Source organism: Bradyrhizobium sp. CW1 (assembly GCF_023100665.1).
Lineage (GTDB): Bacteria > Pseudomonadota > Alphaproteobacteria > Rhizobiales > Xanthobacteraceae > Bradyrhizobium > Bradyrhizobium canariense_D.
Map to the genome: position 1 here is coordinate 4,173,390 of NZ_CP064684.1, position 23,172 is coordinate 4,196,561.

Genomic DNA, 23,172 nt, shown 5'->3' on the forward strand with positions numbered 1-23,172 from the left:
ATCAGTTGCGGCGGTGAGCGTTGAGGCGGTGCTCAACGAAGAGCGAGTAGCGTGACATTCCAAAGCAGAAGATGAAGTAGATGATCCCGGCGAAGGCGAACCCTGTGAAAGCGGTCGATGGCGACGACCATTTCGGATCCGAGAACGACGCCCGCAGCGAGCCGAGGAGATCGAACAGCGCCACGATCGAGACCAGCGAAGTGTCCTTGAACAGCGAGATGAAGCTGTTGACGAGGTTCGGAATGACGTGGCGTAGCGCCTGCGGCAGCACGATCAGCGAGGTCGTCTTCCACCAGGACAGCCCCAATGCCGCGGCCGCCTCGCCCTGCCCGCGCGGGATCGCAGCCAGCCCGCCGCGGACGTTCTCGGCCTGATAGGCGCCCGTGAACAGAGAGATTCCAATCAGCGCACGCACGAGACCATCGACCGTGAAATTGCCCGGCAGAAACAGCGGCAGCATGTAGGTGGCAAAGAACAGCACGGTGATCAGCGGCACGCCGCGCCAGAACTCGATGAAGGCGATCGAGAAGATCCGGATCAACGGAATGGTCGAGCGGCGGCCAAGCGCCAGCGCAATGCCGATCGGCAGCGAGGTGACGATGCCGGTGACGGAGACCACCAGCGTCACCAGAAGTCCGCCCCACAGGTTCGTCTGCACGATCGGCAGTCCGCCGTGATCGAGCCCCATCAGCTTGATCACGATTGCGATGGCGGCGAAGGTGACGATGCTGGATGTGAGGGCCCGCCCCCCGGTGCGGAGGCCGCCGCCGAGAACGAAGGCGATCAGTGAGACGATCGCGGCAGTGATGGCGAAATCGGCCCAGACCGACTGGCCTGTCCCCTGCAACTGGTCACGCAGCCAGGTCAGCGGAAAGATCAGCCAGTAGATCGCGGTACCCACGAGCACGATGACATTGCCGACGACCCACAACAGCGGTGCGGCAGAGGAGGTCTTGCCGAGACCGAGCAGAGCCTGCCCAGCGCCGATGATGCTGTCGTCGAACAATTGCAGCAGGTCAGCGGTCCAGCTCAGGCCAAATCCCTTGATGCCGCCGCCATGCAGCAGAAAGAATGCGACCACCGGAAACGCAAGGAAGAACAGGCCAGCGTTCAATCCTTTCGACGGCAGTCGCGGAATGAGCAACGGCACCAACAGGACTACTGACAACACGAGCGTGAGGTTGACCCGCCAGCGTTCGGCTTCGGGGTAGAAGCCGTAGATCAGTTGCGGCAGCTTGGCCTGGATGTAGGGCCAGCAGGCGCCGACCGTAAAGCCGGCGTTCTCGGCGAGGCAGGCCGTGCGATCCTTGCCGGTCCAGACTGCATCGACCATCAGGAATTTGACGGAAGGAATGATGGTGAACCAGAGCAGCAAGGCGCCGACGATCGTGAGCAGGATGTTGGTCGGCGAGTTGAACAGGCGCGTCCGCACCAGGCCGACGAAGCCCGTGGTCTTCACCGGCGCGGGACGCTCATCCAGAAGATCCCGGCGAACGAAACTGGACGAGGTGATATCGCTCATGCGCCGAGACTCCGGCTGACGCGCCAACCGTAGACGCTCATGACGGCGCTGGTGATCAGCGAGATCAGGAGATACACGCCCATCGTCATGGCGATGATCTCGATGGCCTGCCCGGTCTGGCTCAGCGACGTGCCGGCGAACACGGAGACGAGGTCGGGATAGCCGATCGCGACGGCCAGCGACGAATTCTTGGTGAGATTGAGGTACTGGTTGGTCAGCGGCGGAACGATGACGCGCATCGCCTGCGGCACGACGACCAAGCGCAGCGTGGTGCCGCGGCTCAGGCCCAGCGACGATCCCGCCTCCATCTGTCCGCTGTGGACGGAGAGGATGCCCGCGCGCACGATCTCGGCAATGAAGGCGGCCGTATAGGTCGACAAGGCCAACGTGAGCGCCACGAACTCCGGGATGATCCGCGAGCCACCGGCGAAATTGAAACCCTTGAGCTGCGGCAGCTCGAAGCTGAAGGGCAGACCCGCTACCAGCATGGTGACGAGCGGCAGTCCGAACAGCAGGCCCAGCAGATAGGGCCAGATCCGGATCACCTGACCCCGCTCGAACAGCGCCCGGCGCGCATGGATGCGCAACGCCACCGAAGCCACAATGCCGAGGGCCAGCACCGCCAGAAACGCCTCGAAGCCGCTCTCGCCGATCGGGCGGGGAATGACGAGACCGCGATTGCTGACGAAAGCTATGCCGAGCAGCGAAATGCTCTGTCGTGGATTGGGCAAGGCCGCGAGCACCGCCAGGTACCAGAACAGGATCTGGAATAGCAGCGGCAAGTTGCGGATGATCTCGACATAAATTTCGCCAATGCGCGCGAGCAGCCAGTTGGGCGACAGCCGGCACAGCGCGACGATGAAGCCGATCAAGGTGGCGAACACAACGCCCACCACCGAGACCACGAGCGTGTTGAGGAGCCCGACCAGGAATACGCGCAGGAACGTGTCCGAGCCGGTATACGAGATCAGCGTCTGATTGACGTCGAAACCGGCGTTGTTCGCGAGGAAGCCGAAGCCGGCGGCAATATGCTGGTTCTCGAGGTTGGCGCGGGCGTTGGAGACGATTTCATAGGCAATCCAGCCCAGGATCGCAGCGAAGGCAAACTGGACGGCGATGCCGTTCCAGCCTGTCTTGCCCCCCAGCACCCGCCTGATCTTCAGCGCGATCTGGGGCGGGGGTTTGCGAGCCTCGATGCTCATCGCCGCGAGCGCGGGTCAGGCCGGATCAGCGGATCGGCGGGGCGTATTGGAGACCGCCCTTGTTCCAGAGATTGTTGAGACCCCGATTGATACCGAGCGGCGAGCCTGCGCCGACATTGCGGTCGAACACTTCGCCGTAATTGCCGACGGCCTTCACGATGCGCACCACCCAATCCTTGCTTATGCCGAGCTGTTCACCGAAATTGCCATCGGTACCCAGAACGCGCTTCAGTTCAGGATTTTCCCCTTTCGCCTTTTCGTCGACGTTTTTCGCGGTCACGCCGAGCTCTTCGGCGGTGATCATGGCAAACAGCGTCCATTTCACGATGTCGAACCATTGGTCGTCGCCGTGGCGCACCATCGGACCGAGCGGCTCCTTCGAGATGATTTCCGGGAGCACCATGTGATCGCCGGGATTGGCAAGCTTCAGGCGGTTGGCGTACAGGCCCGACTGGTCGGTGGTGAAGACGTCGCAGCGCCCGGCCTCGTAGGCCTTGACCGTTTCGTCGTTGGTGCCGAACGCGATCACCTCGTACTTCATGTTGTTGGCCTTGAAGTAGTCGGCGAGATTCTGCTCGGTCGTGGTGCCGGTCTGGACGCAGACCGACGCGCTGTTGAGCTCGAGCGCCGAGTTCACCTTGAGCGACTTCTTCACCATGAAGCCCTGCCCGTCATAATAGGTCACGCCGGTGAAGTTGGCGCCGAGCGAGGTGTCGCGCGAGATGGTCCAGGTGGTGTTGCGCGACAGCACGTCGACTTCGCCGGATTGCAGCGCCGTGAAACGGTCCTTGGCGGAGAGCGGCACGTATTTGACCTTGGTCGGATCGTTGAAGATCGCCCCGGCGATCGCGCGGCAGACGTCGACATCAAGCCCGGTCCAGTTGCCCTTGTCGTCCGGCGAGGAGAAGCCGGGCAGGCCCTGGCTGACACCGCAGGACAGCATGCCGCGGTCCTTGACGGTCTTGAGCGTTTGCGCATCGGCGGCTTGGGCAGTCAGGCCGGCGGCGAGAGCGAGAGAGAGAGCCAGGGTTACGCGTTTCATGGGCTTTGGGCCTTTCAAAGTCGTCTCAAGGTCAGGAACGTTGTCTTTGCGATCGCCTCTGCCAGGGCTAGCCGTCTCAAGACCAGCCCTGCAAGAGTCATGCTGGAAATCCTTGCCGATCACCCGCCGATCCCGGGAGGCCCTGCCTTAATCCCCGCCGACAGGCGCCCGCCGTTACGGCTGTGGCGCTTGGTCCGGTCAGGCGATGGATCGAAGGTCGCGGCAGGCCCCTCAACATGCGGCGACTGAATAGCACCTGCGATAACAGAACGACTGGCCTGCCGGGTCAAGGGGTTGACGGGACTCTTCTGTGTTCTGTTATTAACGACAGCGGCCTTTCGGCCAGCCCGCGGGCGCAGCGTGCCTGGTGGAAACGCGCTTTTGAAAGCAGACGCATGGATTCCTCACCCCCCTCCGAACAGCACGCCGAGACCCGGCTGGTCACCTCCGGCCGCGACACCAAGGCGCAGAAGGGGTTTGTCAATCCTCCGGTGTTCCACGGCTCGACCGTGCTCTATCCGACCGCCGAGGACCTGCACGCCCATCGCGGCGAGTTCACCTATGGCCGCCATGGTTCCCCCACCACCAAGGCGTTCCAGGAGACGCTGATGACGCTAGAGGGGCCGCAATGCGCCGGCGTCGGCATCGTGCCGTCGGGTTTGTCGGCGATCTCGACCACCCTGCTCTCGGTGCTGAAGGCCGGCGACCACATCCTGGTCTGCGATAACGTCTATCGGCCCTCGCGCAATTTCTGCAACGGCATGCTCACCCGCTACGGCGTCGAGACCACCTATTTCGATCCGATGATCGGCGCCGGCATCGACAAGCTGTTCAGGCCCAACACAAGCGCTGTGCTGGTCGAGGCGCCAGGCTCGCAGTCGTTCGAGATGCCAGACATCCGCGCCATCGCCGAGGTCGCGCATGCCCGCGGCGCGATCGTCATCGACGACAACACCTGGGCGACGCCGCTCTATCACCGCTCGCTCGAACAGGGCGTCGACATCAGCATGCAGGCCGCCACCAAATATATCGGCGGTCATTCCGACATCATGTTCGGCACCATCTCGGCCAATGCCAGGGCATGGCCGCAGATCGCCGAAGGCATCCGCCTGCTCGGCGTCTGTGCCGGTCCCGATGACGTCTTCCTGGCACTGCGCGGCCTGCGTACGCTGTCGGTGCGGCTGGCGCAGCATCATCGCTCCGGGCTCGACATGGCGCGCTGGCTTGCGAGCCGTCCCGAGGTCGCGCGCGTGCTGCATCCGGGGCTCGAGACCGATCCGGGTCATGCGATCTGGAAGCGCGACTTCACCGGCGCTTCGGGCCTGTTCAGCATCGTCTTGAAGCCGGCGCCGCAGAAGGCGGTCGACACCATGCTCGATACGCTCAAACTGTTCGGCATGGGCTTTTCCTGGGGCGGCTTCGAGAGCTTGGCGATTCCCTTCGATTGCGACGCCTATCGCACCGCCACGACATGGTCGCCGGGCGGCCCGACGCTGCGTCTGCATATCGGGCTCGAAAGCGTCGACGACCTCAAGGCCGACCTCGATCGCGGCTTCGCTGCCCTCAAGGCAGCAATGTGAGCCTGCTCACAAGGCATCACGCCGTGGGAACGTGCAGAAGCCGCAAACGTTAACGCCGACGCGCCAACGAATGGTTTGAACCTCAAGCATTTGGCGCTAGCCTCACCAATCGACTCCAATCCGGACACGGAGCATGGGAACGTTGGTACTGCTCGATCTGATGGGCGGCGTGGCGCTGTTGCTGTGGGGCCTGCACATGGTCCACAGCGGGATTCTGCGCGCCTTTGGCCCGGACTTGCGACGGCTCCTCGGCAAGGCGCTTGGTAACCGCTTCAACGCGTTCGCCGCCGGTCTCGGCCTTACTGCCCTGCTCCAGAGCAGCACCGCGACCGCGCTGCTCACGAGTTCGTTCGCAGCCGAGGGCTTGCTCAGCCTGGTCACCGCGCTCGCCATCATGCTCGGCGCCAATGTCGGCACGACGTTGATCGTGCAGGTGCTGTCGTTCAACATCGCCGCCGTCGCGCCGGTCCTGTTCGTGCTCGGACTGGTCGCCTTCCGCGTGGGTCCACGCTCACGGATCAAGGACGTTGGCCGTGTCTTGATCGGCCTCGGGCTGATGCTGCTGTCGCTGCACATCCTGCTCGACACGCTGGCGCCGGCCGAGAACGCGCCGGGCGTCCGCATCGTGATGTCCTCCATCACGGGCGATCCCGTTCTGTGCATCGTGATCGCGGCGCTCGTCACCTGGGCGGTGCATTCGAGCGTCGCCAGCGTGCTGCTGATCATGTCGCTCGCCTATTCGCAGTTCATCTCGCCTTACGCGGCGCTCGCACTGGTGCTTGGCGCCAATCTCGGCAGCGCCATCAATCCCGTATTCGAAGGCGCCAAGCGTGACGATCCCGCCAGTTATCGCCTGCCGGTGGGCAATCTCGTCAACCGCGTGATCGGGATCGCCTTGGTCCTGCCCTTCCTGGGCCCGATCGCCGAGCACATGCACGCCTGGCAGCCCGATCTCGCCAGGATGACGGCGGCGTTTCATATCGCCTTCAACGTCGGCACGGCCATCATCTTCATCGGCCTGCTCGATACCGTGTCGCGCCTGTTGACCCGGCTCCTGCCCGATCGTGTTCAGGAGGCCGATCCGGCCCGGCCGCGCTATCTCGACGAAACCGCGCTGGAGTCGCCGTCGCTGGCGCTGGCCGATGCCGGCCGCGAAACCCTGCGCATGGGCGATCTCGTCGAGATCATGCTGCGCAAGGTGATGGCGGCGATGATGAGCGGCGACCGTGCGCTGGTCGACCAGGTCTCGAAGATGGACAACATCGTCGACGGCCTCGACGAAGCCATCAAGCTCTACGTGACTAAACTCATGCGCGGCAGCCTCGACGAGAGCGAGGGCCGGCGCGCGATGGAGATCATCTCCTTCGCCATCAATCTGGAACATATCGGCGATATCATCGACAAGAGCCTGAGCGAGCTCGCGACCAAGAAGATCAAGCGTCGCTTCCAGTTCTCGCCCGAGGGCGCCGAGGAGCTCGCCGCCTTCCACAAGCGCACGATGGATTCGCTGCGCATCGCCTTCGGCGTCTTCATGTCGGGCGACGCCAACGAGGCGCGCAAGCTGCTGGTGGAGAAGACTGCGCTGCGCAATACCGAGCTTGCCGCCGTCGAGCGCCACCTCGACCGCCTGCGCGAGGGCCGCCCCGAGACAATCGAAACCACGTCGCTGCATCTCGACGTGCTGCGGGACCTGCGCCGCATCCACTCGCATATCTGCTCGGTCGCCTATCCCGTGCTCGACGCGGCCGGGGAGCCCCATCGCAGGCACGAAGCGGAGACCGCCGCCCTGCCCGCGCCGGGCGCGGCGTCCGCGTTGCCGCGCTAGCCTGGATCAGCGCTCCAGAGTCTTTGACGCGCGGCCGCGGTTCTTCACAATCAACATGATGTTACGGATATAGATGATGGTCGCGAGCGCCTGGCCGAGGATGATGACAGGCTCGCGCTTGACGACGCCATAGACCAGCGTCATCAGCCCGCCGCCCATCGAGCAGAACCAGAACGCCATCGGCACCACGCTGTTGCCGGCGCGCTCGCTCGCGATCCACTGCACCAGGAAGCGTGCCGTGAAGAACAGCTGCGCGACGAGGCCGAACGCGAGCCAGAAGTCGAACTTGGCCACGAAGACATCGTAGAAATAATTGCTCAGCGCCTGACCGTATTGGATGATCATGCCGTCACCTCAGTCACATCCGGCGTCGGCTTCTTGCGGCGGATCAGCCACCAGACGCCCACGAGATCCATGATCCCGATCCACAGCCGGTCGAAGAAACCGTAGTTTGACACGCCGGAGCGGCGCGGACGGTCGATCACGTCGACATAGGCGATCTCGTAACCCTCGCGGCGCACCAGCGCCGGCAGGAAGCGGTGCAGCCCGTCGAAATAGGGCATCATCAGGAACACCTCGCGCCGGAACGCCTTCAGGCCGCAGCCGGTGTCGCGCGTACCGTCCTTCAGGATCGCGTTGCGGACGCCGTTGGCGACACGTGACTGGAATTTCTTGAAGCCGGTATCCTTGCGGCCGACGCGTTGTCCAGCCGCAAGTCCGACCTTGCTTCCGTTCTCGACAGCCGAAATCAGGTCCGGCAGGAAGGCCGGATTGTTCTGGCCGTCGCCGTCGAGCGTCGCCACGATCGCGCCGCGTGCCGCACGCACCCCGCTGCGCACGGCCGCGGATTGGCCGCCTGATCTGGCATGGCGCAGCTGGCGCAGATTGTCCCGCTGCTTCATGACCGCGCCAAGCCGTTCGCCGGTCGCGTCCGTCGAACCGTCATTGACGTAGATGATCTCATAGGCCCAGCGGCCGTCGAGCGCCGCGCCGATCTCCTCGATCAGCGGCACGATGTTGTCGGCTTCGTTGCGCACGGGAACGACGATGGAAACCGAGGGCTGGAAAACCGAAGGCTGGGACGACAAATCGAAGCTCGTGGTTGGAATTGGCTTGGCTCGGGAACCGGCGGTCCCGGCAGGCAGCCGCTTTTATGGGGCGGATGCCCCGTGGGCAACCCTTTTGAGGCGGCCTGAGACTGCCCCCGCAAGAGGCACAATGGTCCCGTCGGCACGGATGGCAAAGCCGAGCCTGCGGGCCGCGAACCAGTAGCGCACCGCCATCGCGCCGACCATGCCGACCAGGGCGCCGGCCACCACGTCACTCGGGTGGTGCGCAAGCAGCACCAGTCGCGTCAGCAGGATCACGATCGCGTAAGTGAACATGAACACGCGCAGGCGCGGCCACAGCGCCGAGACCGCAAACGCCAGGGCGAACGCCGTCACTGCATGCCCCGACGGCAAGCTGGCATAGGCCCCGGTCCCCTCGAACGGGATGAAGTTGAAGGGATTGGCCTTGCCGCCGACAAACGGACGTCCGCGGCCGATGAGATATTTCAGGATCTCGGCGACGAATATCGGCACGGCAACAGACAGAAACACGAACTGCAGCCGCGTGCCGAGGCCGAGCAGCAATGCGCGGCTTGTGCCGTGCAATCCCGCCGCAACCAGCACCAGCACCACCAGCACACCCCCGAGCACCGAGAGCACATACTCGTCCTTGCCGAAATCGGTGAGGATGCGGATCGGCCACAGGCCTGGCGTGCCACGCGGCGGCATCAGCTGGATCTCGGTCAGGTCGAACACGACCATCAGCGCGATGACCAGGGCTGCACCTGCAGCACTCAGCCAAAGCGAATGCCGCGCCAGCTTTCGCGCGGCCTCGGCGCGGCGCGAATGCGAGGGCGTGCGCACGAGCTGTGCCAGGGCGCGCCCCGAGAGCGTGAGCAATTGTGCGGGATAGCTCGCGCGCGGCGAGATGTCGGTTGGTGCCGACATCCTACTCGGTGCCTTCCGAGCGGAAGATCGAGATCGAGATCGCGCGCCCTTGCGAGAAATTGTAGCCGTCGATGCGGGTGCCAACCTTGTAGCGCAGCCCGATCGCCTCGGCGCGCTGCACGAAGCCGCGCTCCGAACGCTGCTCGATCAGCGCGAAACGGCAGCTCCCCTGCCGCAGGAAATCCGCCGCACCCGAACCGTCGGTGAGCAGCGTCTGCGTACCCGTCAGAAAGACCAGGCTCGGCTCGTGATAGCCGGCCGCGGCCGCCTTCGGGCCCACGCAGGTGACGTTGCGAAGGGCGCGTGCGATCTCGATGCTCGGAAACAGCGGCGTCAGCGACGGCAGCACGATGCCGTAGACCGTTAGCGCGAGCATCAGGGCTGCGACCAGCGCGTTGAGCAGCGAGCGCTCGGCGTGATTGTTGTCGTGAAGCCACCAGGCGAACAGGCCAAAGATCAGCGAGGCCGCGATGAACGGCCATGCCACGAAAGCAGGCTGCCGCGTCAGCATCACCGCGCCGACGACCGCGATGATCGAGCCGCCCACGGGGATTGCGAACCACCATGCCGAGCCGCGCATCAGCCAGGACCACGACAGCACCCGCCGCTCGAGCGCGCCCGCGGTGAGGATCGCGATCGCAGGATACAGCGGCAGCACGTAATGGGGCAGCTTGGTCAGCACCACCTCGAACACGATCCAGGACGGGACCAGCCAGGCCAGCAGGAATTGCGCGCCGGGCTCGCGCCGCGCGCGCCAGACCGCGGGCGCGGCCATCGCCGCGAGCGGCGCGCCGGGCCAGAACGTGATCCAGAACAGCACCAGATACAGTCCGGGCGGCGCGCCGTGGGATTCCTGCGCGCCCAACTTGCTCAACATGTCGCCGCCGACGGAATCGGCGAAGAAGGCATCGCCCGCGCGCCAGAAGATCGCGACGAACCAGGGCAGCACCAGCACCAGCATCCACATCAGGCCCCAGAGCGGGCGCAGCTTCCACAGCCAGGAGGCATCGCGGTCCTGGATCGCGAGCGCGATGATGGTCAGGCCTGCGAACATCAGGATCAGCGGGCCCTTGATCAGGATGCCGACAGCGAGAGCCGTCCAGAAGATCGCGGGCCAGCTCCAGGGCGGATGGGTCTCGTCCTCGGCGCGCTGCCACGACAGATACGCCCGTGCCATCGCGCCCATCGCGGCGACCACGCAGAACAGCAGCATGGCGTCGGTCTTCGCAAGCCGCGCCTCGACGCCGAGCAGCACGGAGGCGCACATCAGAAGTGCTGCAAGCACCGCGGCGCGCCGCGTGACGAAGCCGAGCGCCGTCCAATAGGTCATGAGCACGGCGCCTATCGCGCCGATCAGCGAGGGAAGCCGATAGACCCAGATGCGCAATTCGGCCCGCGGCAGACCGAGCGCCGATGCCGTCTCGACCGCGGCCGATTGCAGCCAGTAGATGCCGACGGGCTTCTTGTAGCGGACGTCTTCCTGGAAGCGGATGTCGACATAATCGCCGCTCTCGACCATCTGCTTGGTGGCCTGCGCAAAGCGCGCCTCGTCGCGATCAACCGGCGGAATCGTAAAGAAGCCCGGCAGGAATAGCAGCAGCGCGCACAGCAGCAGGAAGGCGACCGCGCGGACGTGGCTGGCCGTGGCGATGTCGAACATGGACACGAGCCGGCTGCCCGGATTCACCGGGGATTTCGGCTCGCGGGGAGCTCCAAAACGGGGTGTTGGATAGGTCTCGGCCATCGGTTCCGCTTACGCTGAAACCGCCATCGCCACAACCGCTTGAGGCAGGGTCACTGAATTCGAATGACAACTGTGTCCGCGGCGCCCGTGGCATCGATGACGGTCAGCCGCGCAAAGCCCGGACCGGGCGGATCGATCAGCCGCTGGCGCCGTCCGTCGATCTCGCCCTGCGCCGTTCCGTTAACCATGACGGTCATGGGCAGAACGCCGCCGGCGACCTTGACCGGCATGGCTGCGCCGCCCTCGCCACCTGAGCGATCGACGTCGATCCGCGAGCCGTTCAGCGGAAACTGGATGTGCAGGGCCTGCTCGCCCCCGGTCCGCACCAGATCCCCGACCGGGCGGAACCGCCTCAAGGGCAATGGCAGCTTGGCGTTGCTGGCCACGAGAGTTCCTTTCGGCGGCTTCGGCAACGGCAGGAGCGTCTTGCCGGTGCGGGCGAAGGCGTCGAACAGGATCGGCGCGGCGGCAACCCGACCGATCAGGCCCGGAACCGGCGCGCCATCGGGCCGGCCAACCCAGACCCCGATGGTCATGCGCCCGTCGAAGCCCATCGACCAGGCATCGCGGTAGCCGTAGGAGGTGCCGGTCTTGAAAGCGATGCGGTTATGAGCCGCGTTCTCCGGCGGCGGGGTACCGAGCAGCACATTGCCCACTTGCCAGGCCGCGACCTGATCGAGCAGCCGCAGCGGCTCGCGCTCGTCCCCGTCGCTCATGATCTCGCGCAGCGGCTTGGTGGTGCCGAGCCGGGCGAAGCCCGCATAGAGCTGGGCGAGGTCCTGCAGCGTCACGCCGACGCCGCCAAGGCCCATGGCAAGTCCCGGCGCCTCGTCTTTGGGCAGAACCAGATTGCCACCGGCCTGACGCAGCCGCGAGGCCAGCCGGCTCGCGCCGACGCGGTCGAGCAGCACGATCGCGGGCACGTTTAACGACAGCTGCAGCGCCTTCTTCACCGGCACCGTGCCCTGAAACGTCATGTCGAAATTTTCCGGCGCGTAGGAGCCGAAGCGCACGGGCCGATCGTCGATCAGACTGTCCGGATGAACAAAACCGTCCTCGAAGGCCAGCCCGTAGATGAAGGGTTTCAGCGTCGAGCCCGGCGAGCGGATGGCGCGGGTCATGTCGACCTGCCCTGCCCGGCGCTCGTCGAAATAATCGGCCGAGCCGACGCGCGCGAGCACGTCGCCGCTCTCATTGTCGACGACGATGATGCCGACCGAGATGTTCGGCCCCAACGCAATGGCACGATCGCGCGCTAGCGGCTCCAGCACCTTCTGGAGGGTGGCATCGAGCGTCAGCTTGATGACTGGCGCGTCCTTGACCGTCGCAAGCGCCGCATCGGAGGCGTGCGGCGCCAGGATCGGCATCGGCTTGCGCAGTTTCGGCACAGGAACGGCTTTCGCCTGCTTCGCATCGTCGAGGCTGATCTGTTGCTCCTCGACCATGCGGTCGAGCACGCGGTCACGCGCTTTGCGCGCCGCATCGGGATAGCGATCGAGCCTGCGGGTCTCCGGCGATTGAGGCAGCGCGACCAGCAACGCGGCTTCAGCCAGCGACAACCGCTTCGGCTCCTTGCCGAGATAGGCGATCGAGGCAGCGCGAATGCCCTCGAGATTGCCGCCGTAAGGCGCGAGCGCCAGATAGAGGTCGAGGATCTGCTCCTTGCTCAAGCTGCGCTCGATCTCGATCGCACGCACGATCTGCCGCAGCTTTGCATGGAGCGAGCGCTGCCGCCGAGGCTCCATCAGCCGCGCGAGCTGCATCGAGATGGTCGAGCCGCCCGAGACGATGTGGCCGCGCGTCGCAAGCTGAAACGCAGCGCGCCCCAGCGCCACCGGGTCGATGCCGTCATGTGCGTAAAAGCGCTGGTCCTCGTAGGCGAGCAGCAGCTTCAGATAGGTCGGATCGACGTTCGTTTTTGTCTCGACCGGCAGTCGCCAGCGTCCATCCGCCATCGCATAGGCGCGCAGCAGCTTGCCATTCCGATCGACGATGGTGGTGGAAACCTGGCGGGCGTCGTCGAAAGGCAGCGGACCGAGGGAGTAAACCCACGCGACGACGCCGACGATGGTGAGGATGAGCGAGAATGCCAGCGCGGAGAGGACACGCGGGCCCCTGCCCCTTGCTCCGTCATGGCCGGGCTTGTCCCGGCCATCCACGTTCTTGCCTCTCGCACCAAAGTCCGTGGATGCCCGGGACAAGCCCGGGCATGACGGCGGAGCATGTGGCTCCTTGTCGCTCATCCCATCACCACTCACTTCGCCGCCCGCACCTCGACCGTGCCGGTCCCGGTACGGCCGTAGCGCGAGGGATTGTACATGTCCTCGACATAGGCCTGCGGCAGCACGTATTTGCCGGGTGAGACCACACGCACGACGTAGGCCACCGTGAAGACCGCCTTGGAATCCGAGGCCCGATCGACGGCAGCCGTGAAACGATCGTCGCGGAACTCGGTATCTTCGGGCTCTTCGCCATCCTCGATCCAGCCCAGCGTGCCGCTGTCGCCCGACGACACCAGTTTTGGATTGTCGATTTCCAGGCCGGCCGGCAGATAGTCGGACACCATGATGTGGCCGTATTCGGGCTTGGCCTCGGTGATCTTCAGCACCACGGCGAAGCGGTCGTTCTGCTTGACCTTGCTGATATCGGCGGGCTTGCCGTCGAGCGTGAAGAAACTGCGCTCGATCTTGAAGCCGTTCGATGCCGCGGGCTCAGGCGTCACCGGCGACCCCGACACCGAGACCACCGCCTGCACCGGCGCGTCTCCGGTGTTGGTGATCTTCAGCGGCTTGCCTTCCAGAGTGGCGGCCTTGTAGCTGCGGTACAGCGCGGTCTTGACCGGCTGGCCGTCCACCTCCATCGACAGGTTCTCCTTGGCGAGCGCGCGCGCCGCCAGCACCAGCCACGCATTTTCCTGCGTGGAGGTGTAGGGCGTCAGCCCGCGCGCAGTCTCGACCCGCGACACCGCCTGCGTCAGCGTTGCCTTCGGCGCGTTGCCTTCACTGGCAAGCGACACCAGCGCTGCGGCATCGCGGAGCTGCGAGCCGTAGTCGGTGCGGCCGAACTCCAGCACCGGCTTTGGGGCGAGACTGTCGAGGGCTGCGCCATAGACCCGCTCCGCGCGGTTGCGGTCACCGACCAGCGCGAGCGCCGCGGCGAGCTGCGATTTCGCGATGGGAGTGGCGAGGTTGCTCAGCTTGGTGTCGGCGAGATAGCGGAGGTCGCCGATCGGCGCCGCGCCGTTGCGCGCCAGCACATAGAGGCCGTAGGCGAGATCGCGGCCGCCGTCCTTCTCCGGCTCGTTGCCGTTGACGACCGAGTTGCGGATGCGGTCGAGCGCGGTCTTGAACAGCACATCCGGCACCACAAAGCCCTTTTCGCGGGCGCGAGTCAGGAAGTCCGTCACATACGCGTCCAGCCAGGAATCGTCACCGCCTGCCGACCACAGCCCGAACGAGCCGTTCGAGCCCTGGCGGGCCAGCAGCCGCTCGATGGCGTCGCGGATGCGCTGGTCGACCTCGGTGTCCATGGCCAGGTGCGCACCGGCCGCGAGCTCGTTGACATAGAGCAACGGCATGGCGCGGCTGGTGATCTGCTCCGAGCAGCCATAGGGATAGCGGTCAAGTGCTTTGAGGATCGTCGCCGCATCGAGCGCAGTGGACAGGCTGGCCGAGACCGAGACGCTACCGGTGCCCGGCACGAGATCGGCGAACATATCCGAGGTCAACGTCAGGCTCTCACCCTTCGCCAGCGTCCGGATCGAGCGCCGCGCCAGCACTTGCGTCGCCGCCTTGACGTCGAGCGCATAATGGCGCGCCAGCGCCAGGCCATTCGGCCCCTTGATGTCGACGTCGAGTGTCGCCTGCCCCGCCGCCGTCGCGTCGATGGCGAGCGTGAACGAATTCCGCTGCTTGGCGGCAAGCTTGACCGTCGTCGCGGGATTGCCGGTCATTCTCACTGGCCCGCCGGTCTTCACGTTGATGACGTAATCGCCGGCCTGCCCCTCGACATTGTCGATCTCGAGATTGACCGTGCCGTGGTCGCCGTTGAGCAGGAAGCGCGGCAAGGTCGTGGTCAGCACGACAGGGTCGCGGATCACCACGTCCGTGTTGGCGCGACCGAGCTTGGTCGCGGTCCACGCCACCGCCATCACGCGCGCGGTGCCGGCGAACTCCGGAACGTCGAAGCTCACTTCGGCCGTGCCGTCGGCGGCAACGGTGACGATGCCCGAATAGAGCGCGAGCGGCTTTTGCGCGGGCGGCGAGCCCTGGAGCTCGGCGGCACCGGCGTCGCCGCCGGACTTGATCTGCCCGCGCGTGCCCGACATGCCGTCGATGAGTTGCCCATAGAGATCGCGGATCTCCGCGCTCAGGCGGCGCTGGCCGAGATAATAGTCGTCTGGCGCCGGCGGCTTGTAATTAGTGAGGTTGAGGATGCCGACGTCGACCGCGGCGATCACGATCTTGGCGTCCTCGCCCGGATTGAGCCCGTCGAGCTTGACGGGGATCTTCAGCAGCCCATTCGGCCGGATCAGAGCCGGCGGCGTCAGCTTCACCTGCAATGTACGGGTCTGCTTGTCGATACCGAACCATTTGAGTCCGATCGCCCGGCCCGGCATGCGTTTCGCGGCCGCATCGAGCGGACGGCGCAGCGTTGCCACAACATAGGCGCCGGTGCCCCAGTCCTTGCCGACCGGGAGCTTCACCTGGGCGGTGCCTTCCTTGACGTCGATGGTCTGCGTCGTCAGCAGGCGATCGCCGAGCACGTTGACCGTCAGTTTGCCGGCGCTGCGGACGTTGACCGACACGGTCATCGTGTCGCCCGAGGCGTATTGCGGCTTGTCGATCGAGGTCTCCAGGAGGTCCGGCGTGTCGGCGCTGCCGTCGGAATACCAGCCGACGTCGAACTGTACCGAGGTCACGGGCCCGTCGGCGTCGTTCGACTTCACGTCCAACCGGTAGCGGCCGGGCTGTGGGGTCAGCGAAATCCGCGACGGCTTGTCCGCGGCAACTGTCACGTCGCCGTCGGAGACGCGCGAGGTCGATTTGACCGGCTCGTACTCCCAGTAATTGCTCTGGCGATACCATTGGTAGCGCGACTCCATCTTCAGGAGCTCGTAGCGCAGGCCGTCGCGGCGAAGCCTCTCACCCTCGGGCGAGACGAACACAACATCGAACTCGGCCTTGTCGCCCTCGGCGACGTTCTTGTCGCCGAATAGCGGCTTGATGCCGATCATCGCGGCAGCAGGCGCGACCGGCAGCACGATCTTGCGCTCGACGGCGCGGCCGCCGGTCTCGACCATGCGGACGAAGATCTGCGCCTCCTGCGGCCGCGTCGAGGCCGGCTGCTTGTCGAGCGTGACCGGGAAGGTCGCAACGCCGTTGGCGTCGGCTTCCGGCAGGTTCTCCAGCGGCGTGCGCTCGTTCGAGGTGGTCTCCTCGTCGGCGACGCCGAACTGGTAGCCGGCGAAGCCCGGCCGCTCGGACGCGGGCGCGACCAGCATGTCGCCTTCGAGCGCTAGCCCCGAGGCCGGCGCGCCATAGAGGAAATGACCGTCCGCCTTAAGCTCCACTGGAGCGTTAGCTTTGATCAGCTTGTCCTTGGCAGACAAGTCGAATTCGATCCGATCGGGGACGTAGTCCTCGACCATGAAAGTGGTCTCGCCGACCGAAGAGCCCTTCGGATCGGTGAAGGCGCGCACCCGCCAGGTCCCGGTCGGGACGGCCGAGTTGAGCGGCACCGACAAGGTGCGCCCGCCCGCGCCCTGGTCGGACAGCACGGCGCGGCGGAATTCGACGCCATCAGGACGCTCGATCACCAGGGTCATCGGCCCGCCGGTGACGGCGTTGCCCTGCCCGTCGCGCAACAGCGCGGTGAGATAGACGGTCTCGCTGGAGCGGTAGACGCCGCGCTCGGCATAGACGAAAGCGTCGGCGCCCGCAGGCACGGCCCTGCCCGAAACGCCGCGGTCCGACAGGTCGAAGGCGGAGGACTTGAGGCTGAGGAAGGCATAGTCGGCCTTCTCGCCGGTCACGGTGAGCATCGCCGGCGACAGGCCGCCCTCGCCGCGCGCAAGCCCCGCCTCGAACAGCACATGGCCGCTCTCATCGGTCTTGCGGGTGGCCAGGATCTCGTTGTTGCGCGCGACCAGCCGCACCTCGGCTTTGCCGACCGGATCGCTCGAGGCCAGCGAATTCACGAAGACATGGATGCCGTCATTGCCGGAATAGGCCGTGACGCCGAGATCGGAGACGATGAACCATTGGGTGGCGAGCTGATAGTCGTCGTCCGAGCCCGGCCCCTTGGCCGCGGCCGTCATCACATAGACGCCGGGCTGGAGTTCACCAAGCGCCTGGTCGACCGGGAATGCCGTGGTGACGTCCTGGTTGAGCGTCATCGCGGTGGCAAGCTCGCCGGTCCAGACTTTCACGCCGCGCTCGCCGCCGAGATCGCTGAGCTGGTATTTCGACAGGGTCTTCTGGAAATCGCTGTCGACCACCGTGTTGATCAAATTGCGGTCGCCGATCCGGAACACGTTGATGTTGACGGCTGGCGTGTTGACGCTGACGACGGGAATGCCGCGCTGGCCCGTCCTCGGCAGCACATAGGCGCGGCTGGTGAAGCGCACGAAGGGCTTGCGGTCGCGCACATAGACGTTGAACTCGGCCGATTTCGGAAGGCCTTCCTTCACGGTGGACGGCAGGCCGGCGCGCAAATTGATGTTGTAGCGCTCGCCATGCTTCAGCCCGTCGACGCAGAGCTGCTTGGCCTCGGCCGACAGGGCCGGCTTGTCCTGGCCGGCCAGCGCGAGGTACGGCGCGAAATCGGTGCGTTTTGCCAACTCCTCCGAGAACTGGAAGCAGGCGCGCGGACTGGCGGAGTCCGAGTCCACGGTGTAGTCGAGCAGCCGAAAACCGTGCTCGTCGCGCATCTTCTCATATTGGCCGCGGACGTCGGCGACCTCGCGCATGTCGAGCGACAGCCGCAGAGCATCCAGCGCCGGCCGCCACAGCTTGCGTTCGGAAAGAGACTTGCCGAGCACCGCGAGCGCGTCGGCCTCCTCGCCCGCATTCCCGGCGCGCTGGTAGGCGATGTAGGCGGCGGTCGAGGCGCGCTCCAGCAGGAACGTCTGCTCGCTCGAGCTCTTCGGCGATATCTGGAAGATGACCTTTGCCAGCCGCAACCAGTTGCCGGCGTCCTCCGGCGTGGTCGCCGCGATCTGGCCGAGCACCGACAGGCCGGTGCGATAGTCGTTGCGCCGGAAGGCAACATCGGCGTCGGTGCGCAAGCTCGCGCCGGTCTTGGCGACCGGCCCCGCCTCGCCCTTGATCTGCGCCTCCAGCTTGATCGCGGAATCGGCGAGGTCGTCCCGCTTGAAGGCTTTGTCGGCGGCCTGCGCGACGCTAAGGCCGAACGCCAGCGTGGCGCAGAGTGTGACGGCGCGAACAAGACCGATCATGGATGGACTCCCGGAAATCGCGGACGAACGCCGCTTGTCGCATGAAATGCGCGGAAAGGTGACGGACTCAAGGCGATGGAACCAAAGGTGCAAACCGTCGCATTCGCCATGACAAGGCACGCCCAGAGGAGACCGATCAAGCTACCGCCGCGCACGCCGTCCTGATGGCGCAGCAATATCCGACCAGTCGTCCGGCGGCCGTGTCCCGGAAGCTGATCAGCGTTCCCGGCGATGTGATCCATCGTCCAGTCTGCTGCCGCTCAACCCGGCACCCTGACACCCCACCGTTCCGCTTTGTCGCGGCTTCGACGAAAACGGTTCGGTTCAGGCTTGGCGAAAGACGATATTTTTCATAATGGCATAGTAGATGAACAGCGGCCCCCAACCAGGGCGGCTCAAGACGGTCCCGTAGCTCAACTGGATAGAGCATCAGATTTCTACTCTGAGGGTTGCAGGTTCGATTCCTGCCGGGATCGCCAATTTCGGTCTCATCCGTTCATCGTGAGCCAGATCTACGGCGCGCACCTGCAGAATCCGTCCTTCACGAACGCGTGGGCCGCCTCGCTCCGGCCTTTGATCCGGGCAAACGAGCCCTATCTATTCGCCGGGCGACGTGCGCCCGATAAGGACTTCGATGCCACTATCCGACTTGACAAGAATGGCGATCGCGTCGGCGGTGGCGGTTGTAGCAATATCGTTTTTGGCAGTTGACGCGGGAGTCGTGAACTCCGGTGTGGTCACAAAGCCGATCGCGACGGCCCGGGCCACCATCGCGGACGCGGCAGCGAGTCAGCACCAACTCGCCTTCGCCGTTCAAGCGTGGGCGCGTCGCGGCCACCAGAAGCCGGCCGTGGAAGAATGCCTGGCGATCGATTGAAACAGCGCAGTTTGTCGCCCCTCTCGTCTGGCGGATGTATGCGCAACGTAACAATCATGTTTGTTATAGGCCGTTATTCCCCCGGATGAAGATCGTCCAAATCCAGCCGAGCAGTGCGCTCAAGGCGGCGACCGATGCGGCGATTGCCGCGGTCCGAGTCCACCAGATCTGCCGCTCGTGCCGTTCGATATCCGCCTCGGATTTTTGATTATCTTTCCAGTTCAGCCATTCCTGGGCGAACCCGATCGTCATGACGGGCGCGGTTCCGATCGCGATCGCTCCTGCGGATGCCGCGACGGTCTGGGCAAGGCGCGCTCGGACGTTGGCTGCACCCGTCTTTTCAAGCACCGTAAGCCATTGCCGGGACTGTTCGTCTGAAACATGCCACGTGCATTCCCTGTAAGGAAACGCTTTCGGTCGCTCTGTCATGGCCTTGCACCGCACTCACCCTTCAGTGTCGCCTTGATGTCGCGCCCACCACCCGGCAATCGCCGCTGCTAGATCCTTCCACAACTCAGTCGGCAAATCCGGCACCGCCACCCGGACGCTGTACCGATCCGTCGTCGCGTCGTGAAACCACTCGGTCGCCGCGAAATCGAAACCAAAACTGCCGGCGTGGCGAATGGGGAAGCCTTTGCCGCTCAGGTCGCGGCTCATGTCCTCGGCGGCCTGCCGCGCGGTCGCCTCATCGAGGGCGCGCCTGCCGCGAAGCGTGACATAGAGGCCGTGGGTGAAATGCAGCTCGGCCGAGAGCGAAGCGAGCTCGGCGGCGAAATATCGCGCCGCGTGGCGACCGTTGCGCAGAATCGCAGCGACGCGCGTTTTCGTCAGGGCCCAATAGGCCACAGAGCCCACGAATGGCGGGAAGTGCGCCGGCAACGCCGCGCCACCGAGAAGCCGGACGGCATTGCGGGTTTCCGCCGCCAGGCTTTCGGACAGCAGCTGGCCCGCCTTGAGGTCCTTCCGGCTCCAATGCACGAACACGGCAGAGCCGAGCCGGCCGTATTCCACCCCGAGCGAATCCAGCTTGTTGTGGCTTCGCACCAACACGACGGGAATGTCCCATCGCGCGGCCCATCTCAAGACACGCCGGATGCGCGCCGATCTGCCGGCGAAACATGTCGTGTCGAAAATCAACAGATCGAGCCCCGAACCGTCACAACGCAGAGCTGCCTCGAACGCCCGGGCAGGGGCGCATGAATCGAGCAGGAGCAAGCGTGGCAAGGCTGCCGCAGCGAACGCTTCGCCCAGCGGGAGGCTGGCGATGACAAGCCGCAAATGGGGGACGAGGCTCTCGATCAGCTCCAGTGTCTCGCCGTAAGTGCCCGGCAGCACCACGACGTCTGCTTTGCCGATGATCCGTGCGGACGCGAGCAGCAGCGCGGAGATCGCGGCCATGCCGGAGGCGGTATAGATCGCATCGCTCCTGCAGCCCCGCTCGAGTTCATAGAACGAGGGACCACTCACCTTGAGGTCCGCGCGCTGATAGTCGTAGCTGAACACGAACGGACCGCTGCTGGGAGACGCCGCATGCGACCAGGCCGTCTCCGTCGCTCTCCAGTCCTGCAGCGCATGTTCCGCGCGTAGTGCGGCGGCGAGCTGAAACTTGGAGACCACAACCTCGTCGACCGATTGCGGCCGAGCCAAATGCAGCGGGCTCCTCAGGCAATCGTTCAGCAGCCCGATTTCCCTGTGCTTTCGATCGAGATAGGCTTCGGAGGTCTCCATGCGGATCTTGATGAGCGTCTTGATGCGGATCTTGGCAATTGCGACTGCCATTCAACGTCCGGCGAGCGCATTGGCTCCAACAGCCGGGCCCGCCTATCCTTGCAACGAAGACCGGTCCTCGCCGTTGACACGGCACAAGGAGAACATCATGAGCGAGATCAGAGAGCACATGAAGATCGTCGGCAAGGACGGCGCACATGTCGGCACCGTCGACCGCGTCGAGGGCAACCGTATCAAGCTGACGCGGAAGGACAACCCGGAAGGTCACAAGGACCATCATCATTACATCGACACGAAATATGTCGGTGCCGTCGAAGGCGATGTCGTCAAGCTTTCGGTCAATGCCGACGCGGTGCCGAAGTCGGAAGCTGCCTGACACAGTGCAGCCCTTCGGGGACTTTTTGTTTGTTCACGATCCTGCTCCGCTTCGTTCCCCGAAACGAATCGCGATCGGAAAATCGTCGTCCGAACGAGTCTTAACGTAGCGTTTCGGCGGCTCGCGTCAGGCGTCGAGTGTCACGAGCATAGGCGCCGATGGCGGCGTTCTCGCGCGAAATGAATTGAAGGGGGCGCGGAACGAACTTGCGATCGGCGCGTTCGAAATCCAGTGGTGCCGATTTGCCAGCCCCGATCGGCTCTCGAGAACCCCGTGCTTGTCCCCCGAGCACGGGGTTTTTCTGTGAATACCAGTTCTCTCGTAAAGAGAGAGCTCAGTCCGTCCGCTCTTCGCGCCGGTCGCGGGCGAGTTGATGCCAGGCCAGGGCCAGCTCGATGAGACGTTGCCGGTCAGGACCTTCGGCCGCCACGGCGCGCTTCATCGCCGTCTCGGCTTCATGCTGTGGATCGTACTTGGTACACATGAAGCCAATTCTAGCCGGACGATCTGGACAAGCGCGTGGCAATTTCGTCCGTATGATTGCGGGGTAATGCCGTCCTCGCGGATTTGCGACGCAATCCAATTCACGCATCTGTCGAACGACCCGCCCCGATTGGGGGCTTGATGCGTACCGATCTGTGAAGTGCGTCACAGCCGGCGCACGGCGCCTCCGCTAAACAGTCCTCAGCGCTCCCAGAGAGCGAGAAGGCTTGGGAGATATTCCCGTCATGACGCAAGAAGCCGCAGCCGAAATTCCCGTCCCGGCGCGAGGCGAAAGATCCGACCCGCTCGGCATCGCTTATCTTGCGACCATCGGCATCGTGATGCTGGCCTGGATCGCAGGCCTGGTCTGGGCCGCGATCGCGTTCTTCAACTGGGTAGTGTCCTGACGCGCGGGGCGATCCCCTTGAATCAATTCCCGGCCAGCTGAGGGCCAGCGCCAAAACGAAAAGAGGCGGCTTTTCGCCGCCTCTTCGCTTCAGCCCTCGCCTGGCGTGCTCAGTAACAAGCCCGTGGATCAGCCTGCACGTACTGGCCGCTCGGATAGCGGTAGTAGCAGTTGCCTTGGGCCAGATAGTAGCCGGGGCGCGAAGCAGCCGTCGCGCCGGCGATCGCGCCGGTGGCACCGCCGATCACAGCGCCTGCGGCCGCACCCGAGGCGTTGCCCGAGATCAGGCCGCCCAGCACGCCGCCGACGATAGCGCCGCCAAGCGCGCTCGCGCCGGGATCGGCCGCTGGCGGCGGCGGCGGCGGTTCGTAGGCGACGGGCGGAGCATAGGCCACGGGGACGTCGTCGTAATAATCCTCCGAGATATAGGCCGGAGGCCCGTCCATCCGCTGCGGATAATAATACCGCGCGCCGCCCACATCCCACCACCAGCCAGAGCGGCCGTTGTGGACTTCGTGGCGCCAGCGTCCGCCATCCCAGGCGAGATGGCCGCGATAGGTGTGTCCGCCCCAGTCGCGCGCCGGTGCGGGACCCCTGGCGTAATTGCGTCCGGGCGGCGGACCGCCGGCATTGCGAGGGCCAGGACCTGGACTCGCGAGAGCAGGATTTGGACCCGGACCAGCATGACCAAGACCGCCGGCGTAGGGCTGGACGCCGGCCTGTGGCGCCGGCCGGGCAGCCTGCTGCGGCGGCGGCCCCTTTCGCATGTTCTGCGGCGGCGCGCCGGCGCCTGGCCCGGCCGATGGCTGGGCGGCGTCTCTCGGCGGTCTGGCGTCCTGAGCCTGCGCCGGGACGGCGAGCAATGACATCGCCGAAACCAAGGGAATGATGATCTTGATGCGACTGGACACACTCATGCGTGCTTGCCCCC

At 65.1% G+C, this 23,172-nt stretch carries 18 protein-coding genes and 1 tRNA gene; 6 read left to right on the forward strand and 13 right to left on the reverse strand.

Annotated features, from left to right (window positions below):
• Window position 1: 1 nt before the first annotated feature.
• The 3 genes from IVB54_RS20480 to IVB54_RS20490 are packed head-to-tail and all read right to left on the reverse strand — an operon-like array spanning window position 2 to window position 3,766.
• Entirely contained in the window at window positions 2–1,522 is a 1,521-nt protein-coding gene (locus IVB54_RS20480; protein WP_018457790.1) for an amino acid ABC transporter permease, read from the reverse strand.
• Window positions 1,519–2,724, reverse strand: coding sequence for an ABC transporter permease subunit (locus IVB54_RS20485; RefSeq protein WP_018457789.1), 1,206 nt, complete (start codon window positions 2,722–2,724; stop codon window positions 1,519–1,521). Before IVB54_RS20485 ends, IVB54_RS20480 begins: the two co-directional genes overlap by 4 nt.
• Before the next feature lie 25 nt (window positions 2,725–2,749).
• Entirely contained in the window at window positions 2,750–3,766 is a 1,017-nt protein-coding gene (locus IVB54_RS20490) for an amino acid ABC transporter substrate-binding protein (RefSeq protein WP_018457788.1), read from the reverse strand.
• Between the two features lie 395 nt (window positions 3,767–4,161).
• Between IVB54_RS20490 and metC the strand changes: the two genes are divergently transcribed.
• Together metC and IVB54_RS20500 are read left to right on the forward strand one after the other, a co-directional pair.
• Window positions 4,162–5,346, forward strand: a complete 1,185-nt coding sequence (gene metC / locus IVB54_RS20495; RefSeq protein ID WP_018457787.1) for a cystathionine beta-lyase — start codon at window positions 4,162–4,164, stop codon at window positions 5,344–5,346.
• 133 nt (window positions 5,347–5,479) lie between these two features.
• The gene (locus tag IVB54_RS20500) at window positions 5,480–7,171 is read left to right on the forward strand and encodes a Na/Pi cotransporter family protein (protein ID WP_018457786.1); all 1,692 of its coding nucleotides are present in this window, start codon (window positions 5,480–5,482) and stop codon (window positions 7,169–7,171) included.
• Between the two features lie 6 nt (window positions 7,172–7,177).
• Here the strand turns inward: IVB54_RS20500 and IVB54_RS20505 are convergent, their stop codons facing one another.
• The 6 genes from IVB54_RS20505 to IVB54_RS20530 all read right to left on the reverse strand — a co-directional run bounded on the left by IVB54_RS20505 (window position 7,178) and on the right by IVB54_RS20530 (window position 18,371).
• Window positions 7,178–7,516 (reverse strand): lipid-A-disaccharide synthase N-terminal domain-containing protein, encoded by a 339-nt coding sequence (locus IVB54_RS20505; RefSeq protein ID WP_007591223.1) that lies wholly within the window; start codon window positions 7,514–7,516, stop codon window positions 7,178–7,180.
• Window positions 7,513–8,259, reverse strand: coding sequence for a glycosyltransferase family 2 protein (locus IVB54_RS20510; RefSeq protein WP_018457785.1), 747 nt, complete (start codon window positions 8,257–8,259; stop codon window positions 7,513–7,515). The genes IVB54_RS20505 and IVB54_RS20510 overlap by 4 nt, the downstream gene beginning before the upstream one ends.
• A 63-nt stretch (window positions 8,260–8,322) precedes the next feature.
• Window positions 8,323–9,168, reverse strand: coding sequence for a phosphatase PAP2 family protein (locus IVB54_RS20515; protein WP_085385250.1), 846 nt, complete (start codon window positions 9,166–9,168; stop codon window positions 8,323–8,325).
• 1 nt (window position 9,169) lies between these two features.
• Window positions 9,170–10,912: a glycosyltransferase family 39 protein gene (locus IVB54_RS20520; RefSeq protein WP_026233442.1), complete on the reverse strand. Its 1,743-nt coding sequence runs from the start codon at window positions 10,910–10,912 to the stop codon at window positions 9,170–9,172.
• 50 nt (window positions 10,913–10,962) lie between these two features.
• Window positions 10,963–13,071, reverse strand: a complete 2,109-nt coding sequence (gene pbpC, locus IVB54_RS20525) for a penicillin-binding protein 1C (RefSeq protein WP_018457782.1) — start codon at window positions 13,069–13,071, stop codon at window positions 10,963–10,965.
• A 95-nt stretch (window positions 13,072–13,166) separates the two neighbouring features.
• Entirely contained in the window at window positions 13,167–18,371 is a 5,205-nt protein-coding gene (locus IVB54_RS20530) for an alpha-2-macroglobulin (protein WP_247776431.1), read from the reverse strand.
• A gap of 402 nt (window positions 18,372–18,773) precedes the next feature.
• On the opposite strand from IVB54_RS20530, the gene IVB54_RS20535 reads away from it, so the two are divergent.
• Together IVB54_RS20535 and IVB54_RS20540 are read left to right on the forward strand one after the other, a co-directional pair.
• Window positions 18,774–18,850 (forward strand) — tRNA-Arg (locus IVB54_RS20535).
• Window positions 18,851–19,029: 179 nt separating this feature from the next.
• Window positions 19,030–19,248, forward strand: coding sequence for a hypothetical protein (locus tag IVB54_RS20540; RefSeq protein ID WP_018457780.1), 219 nt, complete (start codon window positions 19,030–19,032; stop codon window positions 19,246–19,248).
• A gap of 63 nt (window positions 19,249–19,311) precedes the next feature.
• Here IVB54_RS20540 and IVB54_RS20545 read toward each other — a convergent pair whose 3' ends face one another.
• The gene (locus IVB54_RS20545) at window positions 19,312–19,677 is read right to left on the reverse strand and encodes a hypothetical protein (protein WP_247338016.1); all 366 of its coding nucleotides are present in this window, start codon (window positions 19,675–19,677) and stop codon (window positions 19,312–19,314) included.
• Between the two features lie 15 nt (window positions 19,678–19,692).
• On the reverse strand, window positions 19,693–20,976 hold the full coding sequence (locus IVB54_RS20550) for a hypothetical protein (RefSeq protein WP_026233440.1): 1,284 nt from the start codon (window positions 20,974–20,976) through the stop codon (window positions 19,693–19,695).
• A 148-nt stretch (window positions 20,977–21,124) separates the two neighbouring features.
• Here IVB54_RS20550 and IVB54_RS20555 point away from each other — a divergent pair, with 148 nt between their 5' ends.
• Window positions 21,125–21,352: a DUF2171 domain-containing protein gene (locus IVB54_RS20555; RefSeq protein ID WP_018457777.1), complete on the forward strand. Its 228-nt coding sequence runs from the start codon at window positions 21,125–21,127 to the stop codon at window positions 21,350–21,352.
• Window positions 21,353–21,686: 334 nt separating this feature from the next.
• Here the strand turns inward: IVB54_RS20555 and IVB54_RS20560 are convergent, their stop codons facing one another.
• Complete coding sequence (locus tag IVB54_RS20560; protein ID WP_018457776.1) at window positions 21,687–21,836, reverse strand: hypothetical protein; 150 nt, start codon at window positions 21,834–21,836, stop codon at window positions 21,687–21,689.
• A 244-nt stretch (window positions 21,837–22,080) separates the two neighbouring features.
• Between IVB54_RS20560 and IVB54_RS20565 the strand changes: the two genes are divergently transcribed.
• The gene (locus IVB54_RS20565) at window positions 22,081–22,242 is read left to right on the forward strand and encodes a hypothetical protein (RefSeq protein ID WP_018457775.1); all 162 of its coding nucleotides are present in this window, start codon (window positions 22,081–22,083) and stop codon (window positions 22,240–22,242) included.
• A 109-nt stretch (window positions 22,243–22,351) separates the two neighbouring features.
• On the opposite strand, the gene IVB54_RS20570 is transcribed toward IVB54_RS20565, so the two are convergent.
• A complete protein-coding gene (locus IVB54_RS20570; RefSeq protein WP_247338017.1) occupies window positions 22,352–23,158 on the reverse strand; it encodes a hypothetical protein in 807 nt (268 codons plus the stop codon).
• Between the last annotated feature and the right edge of the window lie 14 nt (window positions 23,159–23,172).

What these genes read in the sequence shown, in the direction of transcription:
- IVB54_RS20480 (WP_018457790.1), bottom strand. Translation starts at nt 1,522, where the DNA reads ATGAGCGATATCACCTCGTCCAGTTTCGTTCGCCGGGATCTTCTGGAT.
- IVB54_RS20485 (WP_018457789.1), bottom strand. Translation starts at nt 2,724, where the DNA reads ATGAGCATCGAGGCTCGCAAACCCCCGCCCCAGATCGCGCTGAAGATC.
- IVB54_RS20490 (WP_018457788.1), bottom strand. Translation starts at nt 3,766, where the DNA reads ATGAAACGCGTAACCCTGGCTCTCTCTCTCGCTCTCGCCGCCGGCCTG.
- metC (WP_018457787.1), top strand. Translation starts at nt 4,162, where the DNA reads ATGGATTCCTCACCCCCCTCCGAACAGCACGCCGAGACCCGGCTGGTC.
- IVB54_RS20500 (WP_018457786.1), top strand. Translation starts at nt 5,480, where the DNA reads ATGGGAACGTTGGTACTGCTCGATCTGATGGGCGGCGTGGCGCTGTTG.
- IVB54_RS20505 (WP_007591223.1), bottom strand. Translation starts at nt 7,516, where the DNA reads ATGATCATCCAATACGGTCAGGCGCTGAGCAATTATTTCTACGATGTC.
- IVB54_RS20515 (WP_085385250.1), bottom strand. Translation starts at nt 9,168, where the DNA reads ATGTCGGCACCAACCGACATCTCGCCGCGCGCGAGCTATCCCGCACAA.
- IVB54_RS20520 (WP_026233442.1), bottom strand. Translation starts at nt 10,912, where the DNA reads ATGGCCGAGACCTATCCAACACCCCGTTTTGGAGCTCCCCGCGAGCCG.
- IVB54_RS20530 (WP_247776431.1), bottom strand. Translation starts at nt 18,371, where the DNA reads ATGATCGGTCTTGTTCGCGCCGTCACACTCTGCGCCACGCTGGCGTTC.
- IVB54_RS20540 (WP_018457780.1), top strand. Translation starts at nt 19,030, where the DNA reads ATGGCGATCGCGTCGGCGGTGGCGGTTGTAGCAATATCGTTTTTGGCA.
- IVB54_RS20545 (WP_247338016.1), bottom strand. Translation starts at nt 19,677, where the DNA reads ATGACAGAGCGACCGAAAGCGTTTCCTTACAGGGAATGCACGTGGCAT.
- IVB54_RS20550 (WP_026233440.1), bottom strand. Translation starts at nt 20,976, where the DNA reads ATGGAGACCTCCGAAGCCTATCTCGATCGAAAGCACAGGGAAATCGGG.
- IVB54_RS20555 (WP_018457777.1), top strand. Translation starts at nt 21,125, where the DNA reads ATGAGCGAGATCAGAGAGCACATGAAGATCGTCGGCAAGGACGGCGCA.
- IVB54_RS20560 (WP_018457776.1), bottom strand. Translation starts at nt 21,836, where the DNA reads ATGTGTACCAAGTACGATCCACAGCATGAAGCCGAGACGGCGATGAAG.
- IVB54_RS20565 (WP_018457775.1), top strand. Translation starts at nt 22,081, where the DNA reads ATGACGCAAGAAGCCGCAGCCGAAATTCCCGTCCCGGCGCGAGGCGAA.
- IVB54_RS20570 (WP_247338017.1), bottom strand. Translation starts at nt 23,158, where the DNA reads ATGAGTGTGTCCAGTCGCATCAAGATCATCATTCCCTTGGTTTCGGCG.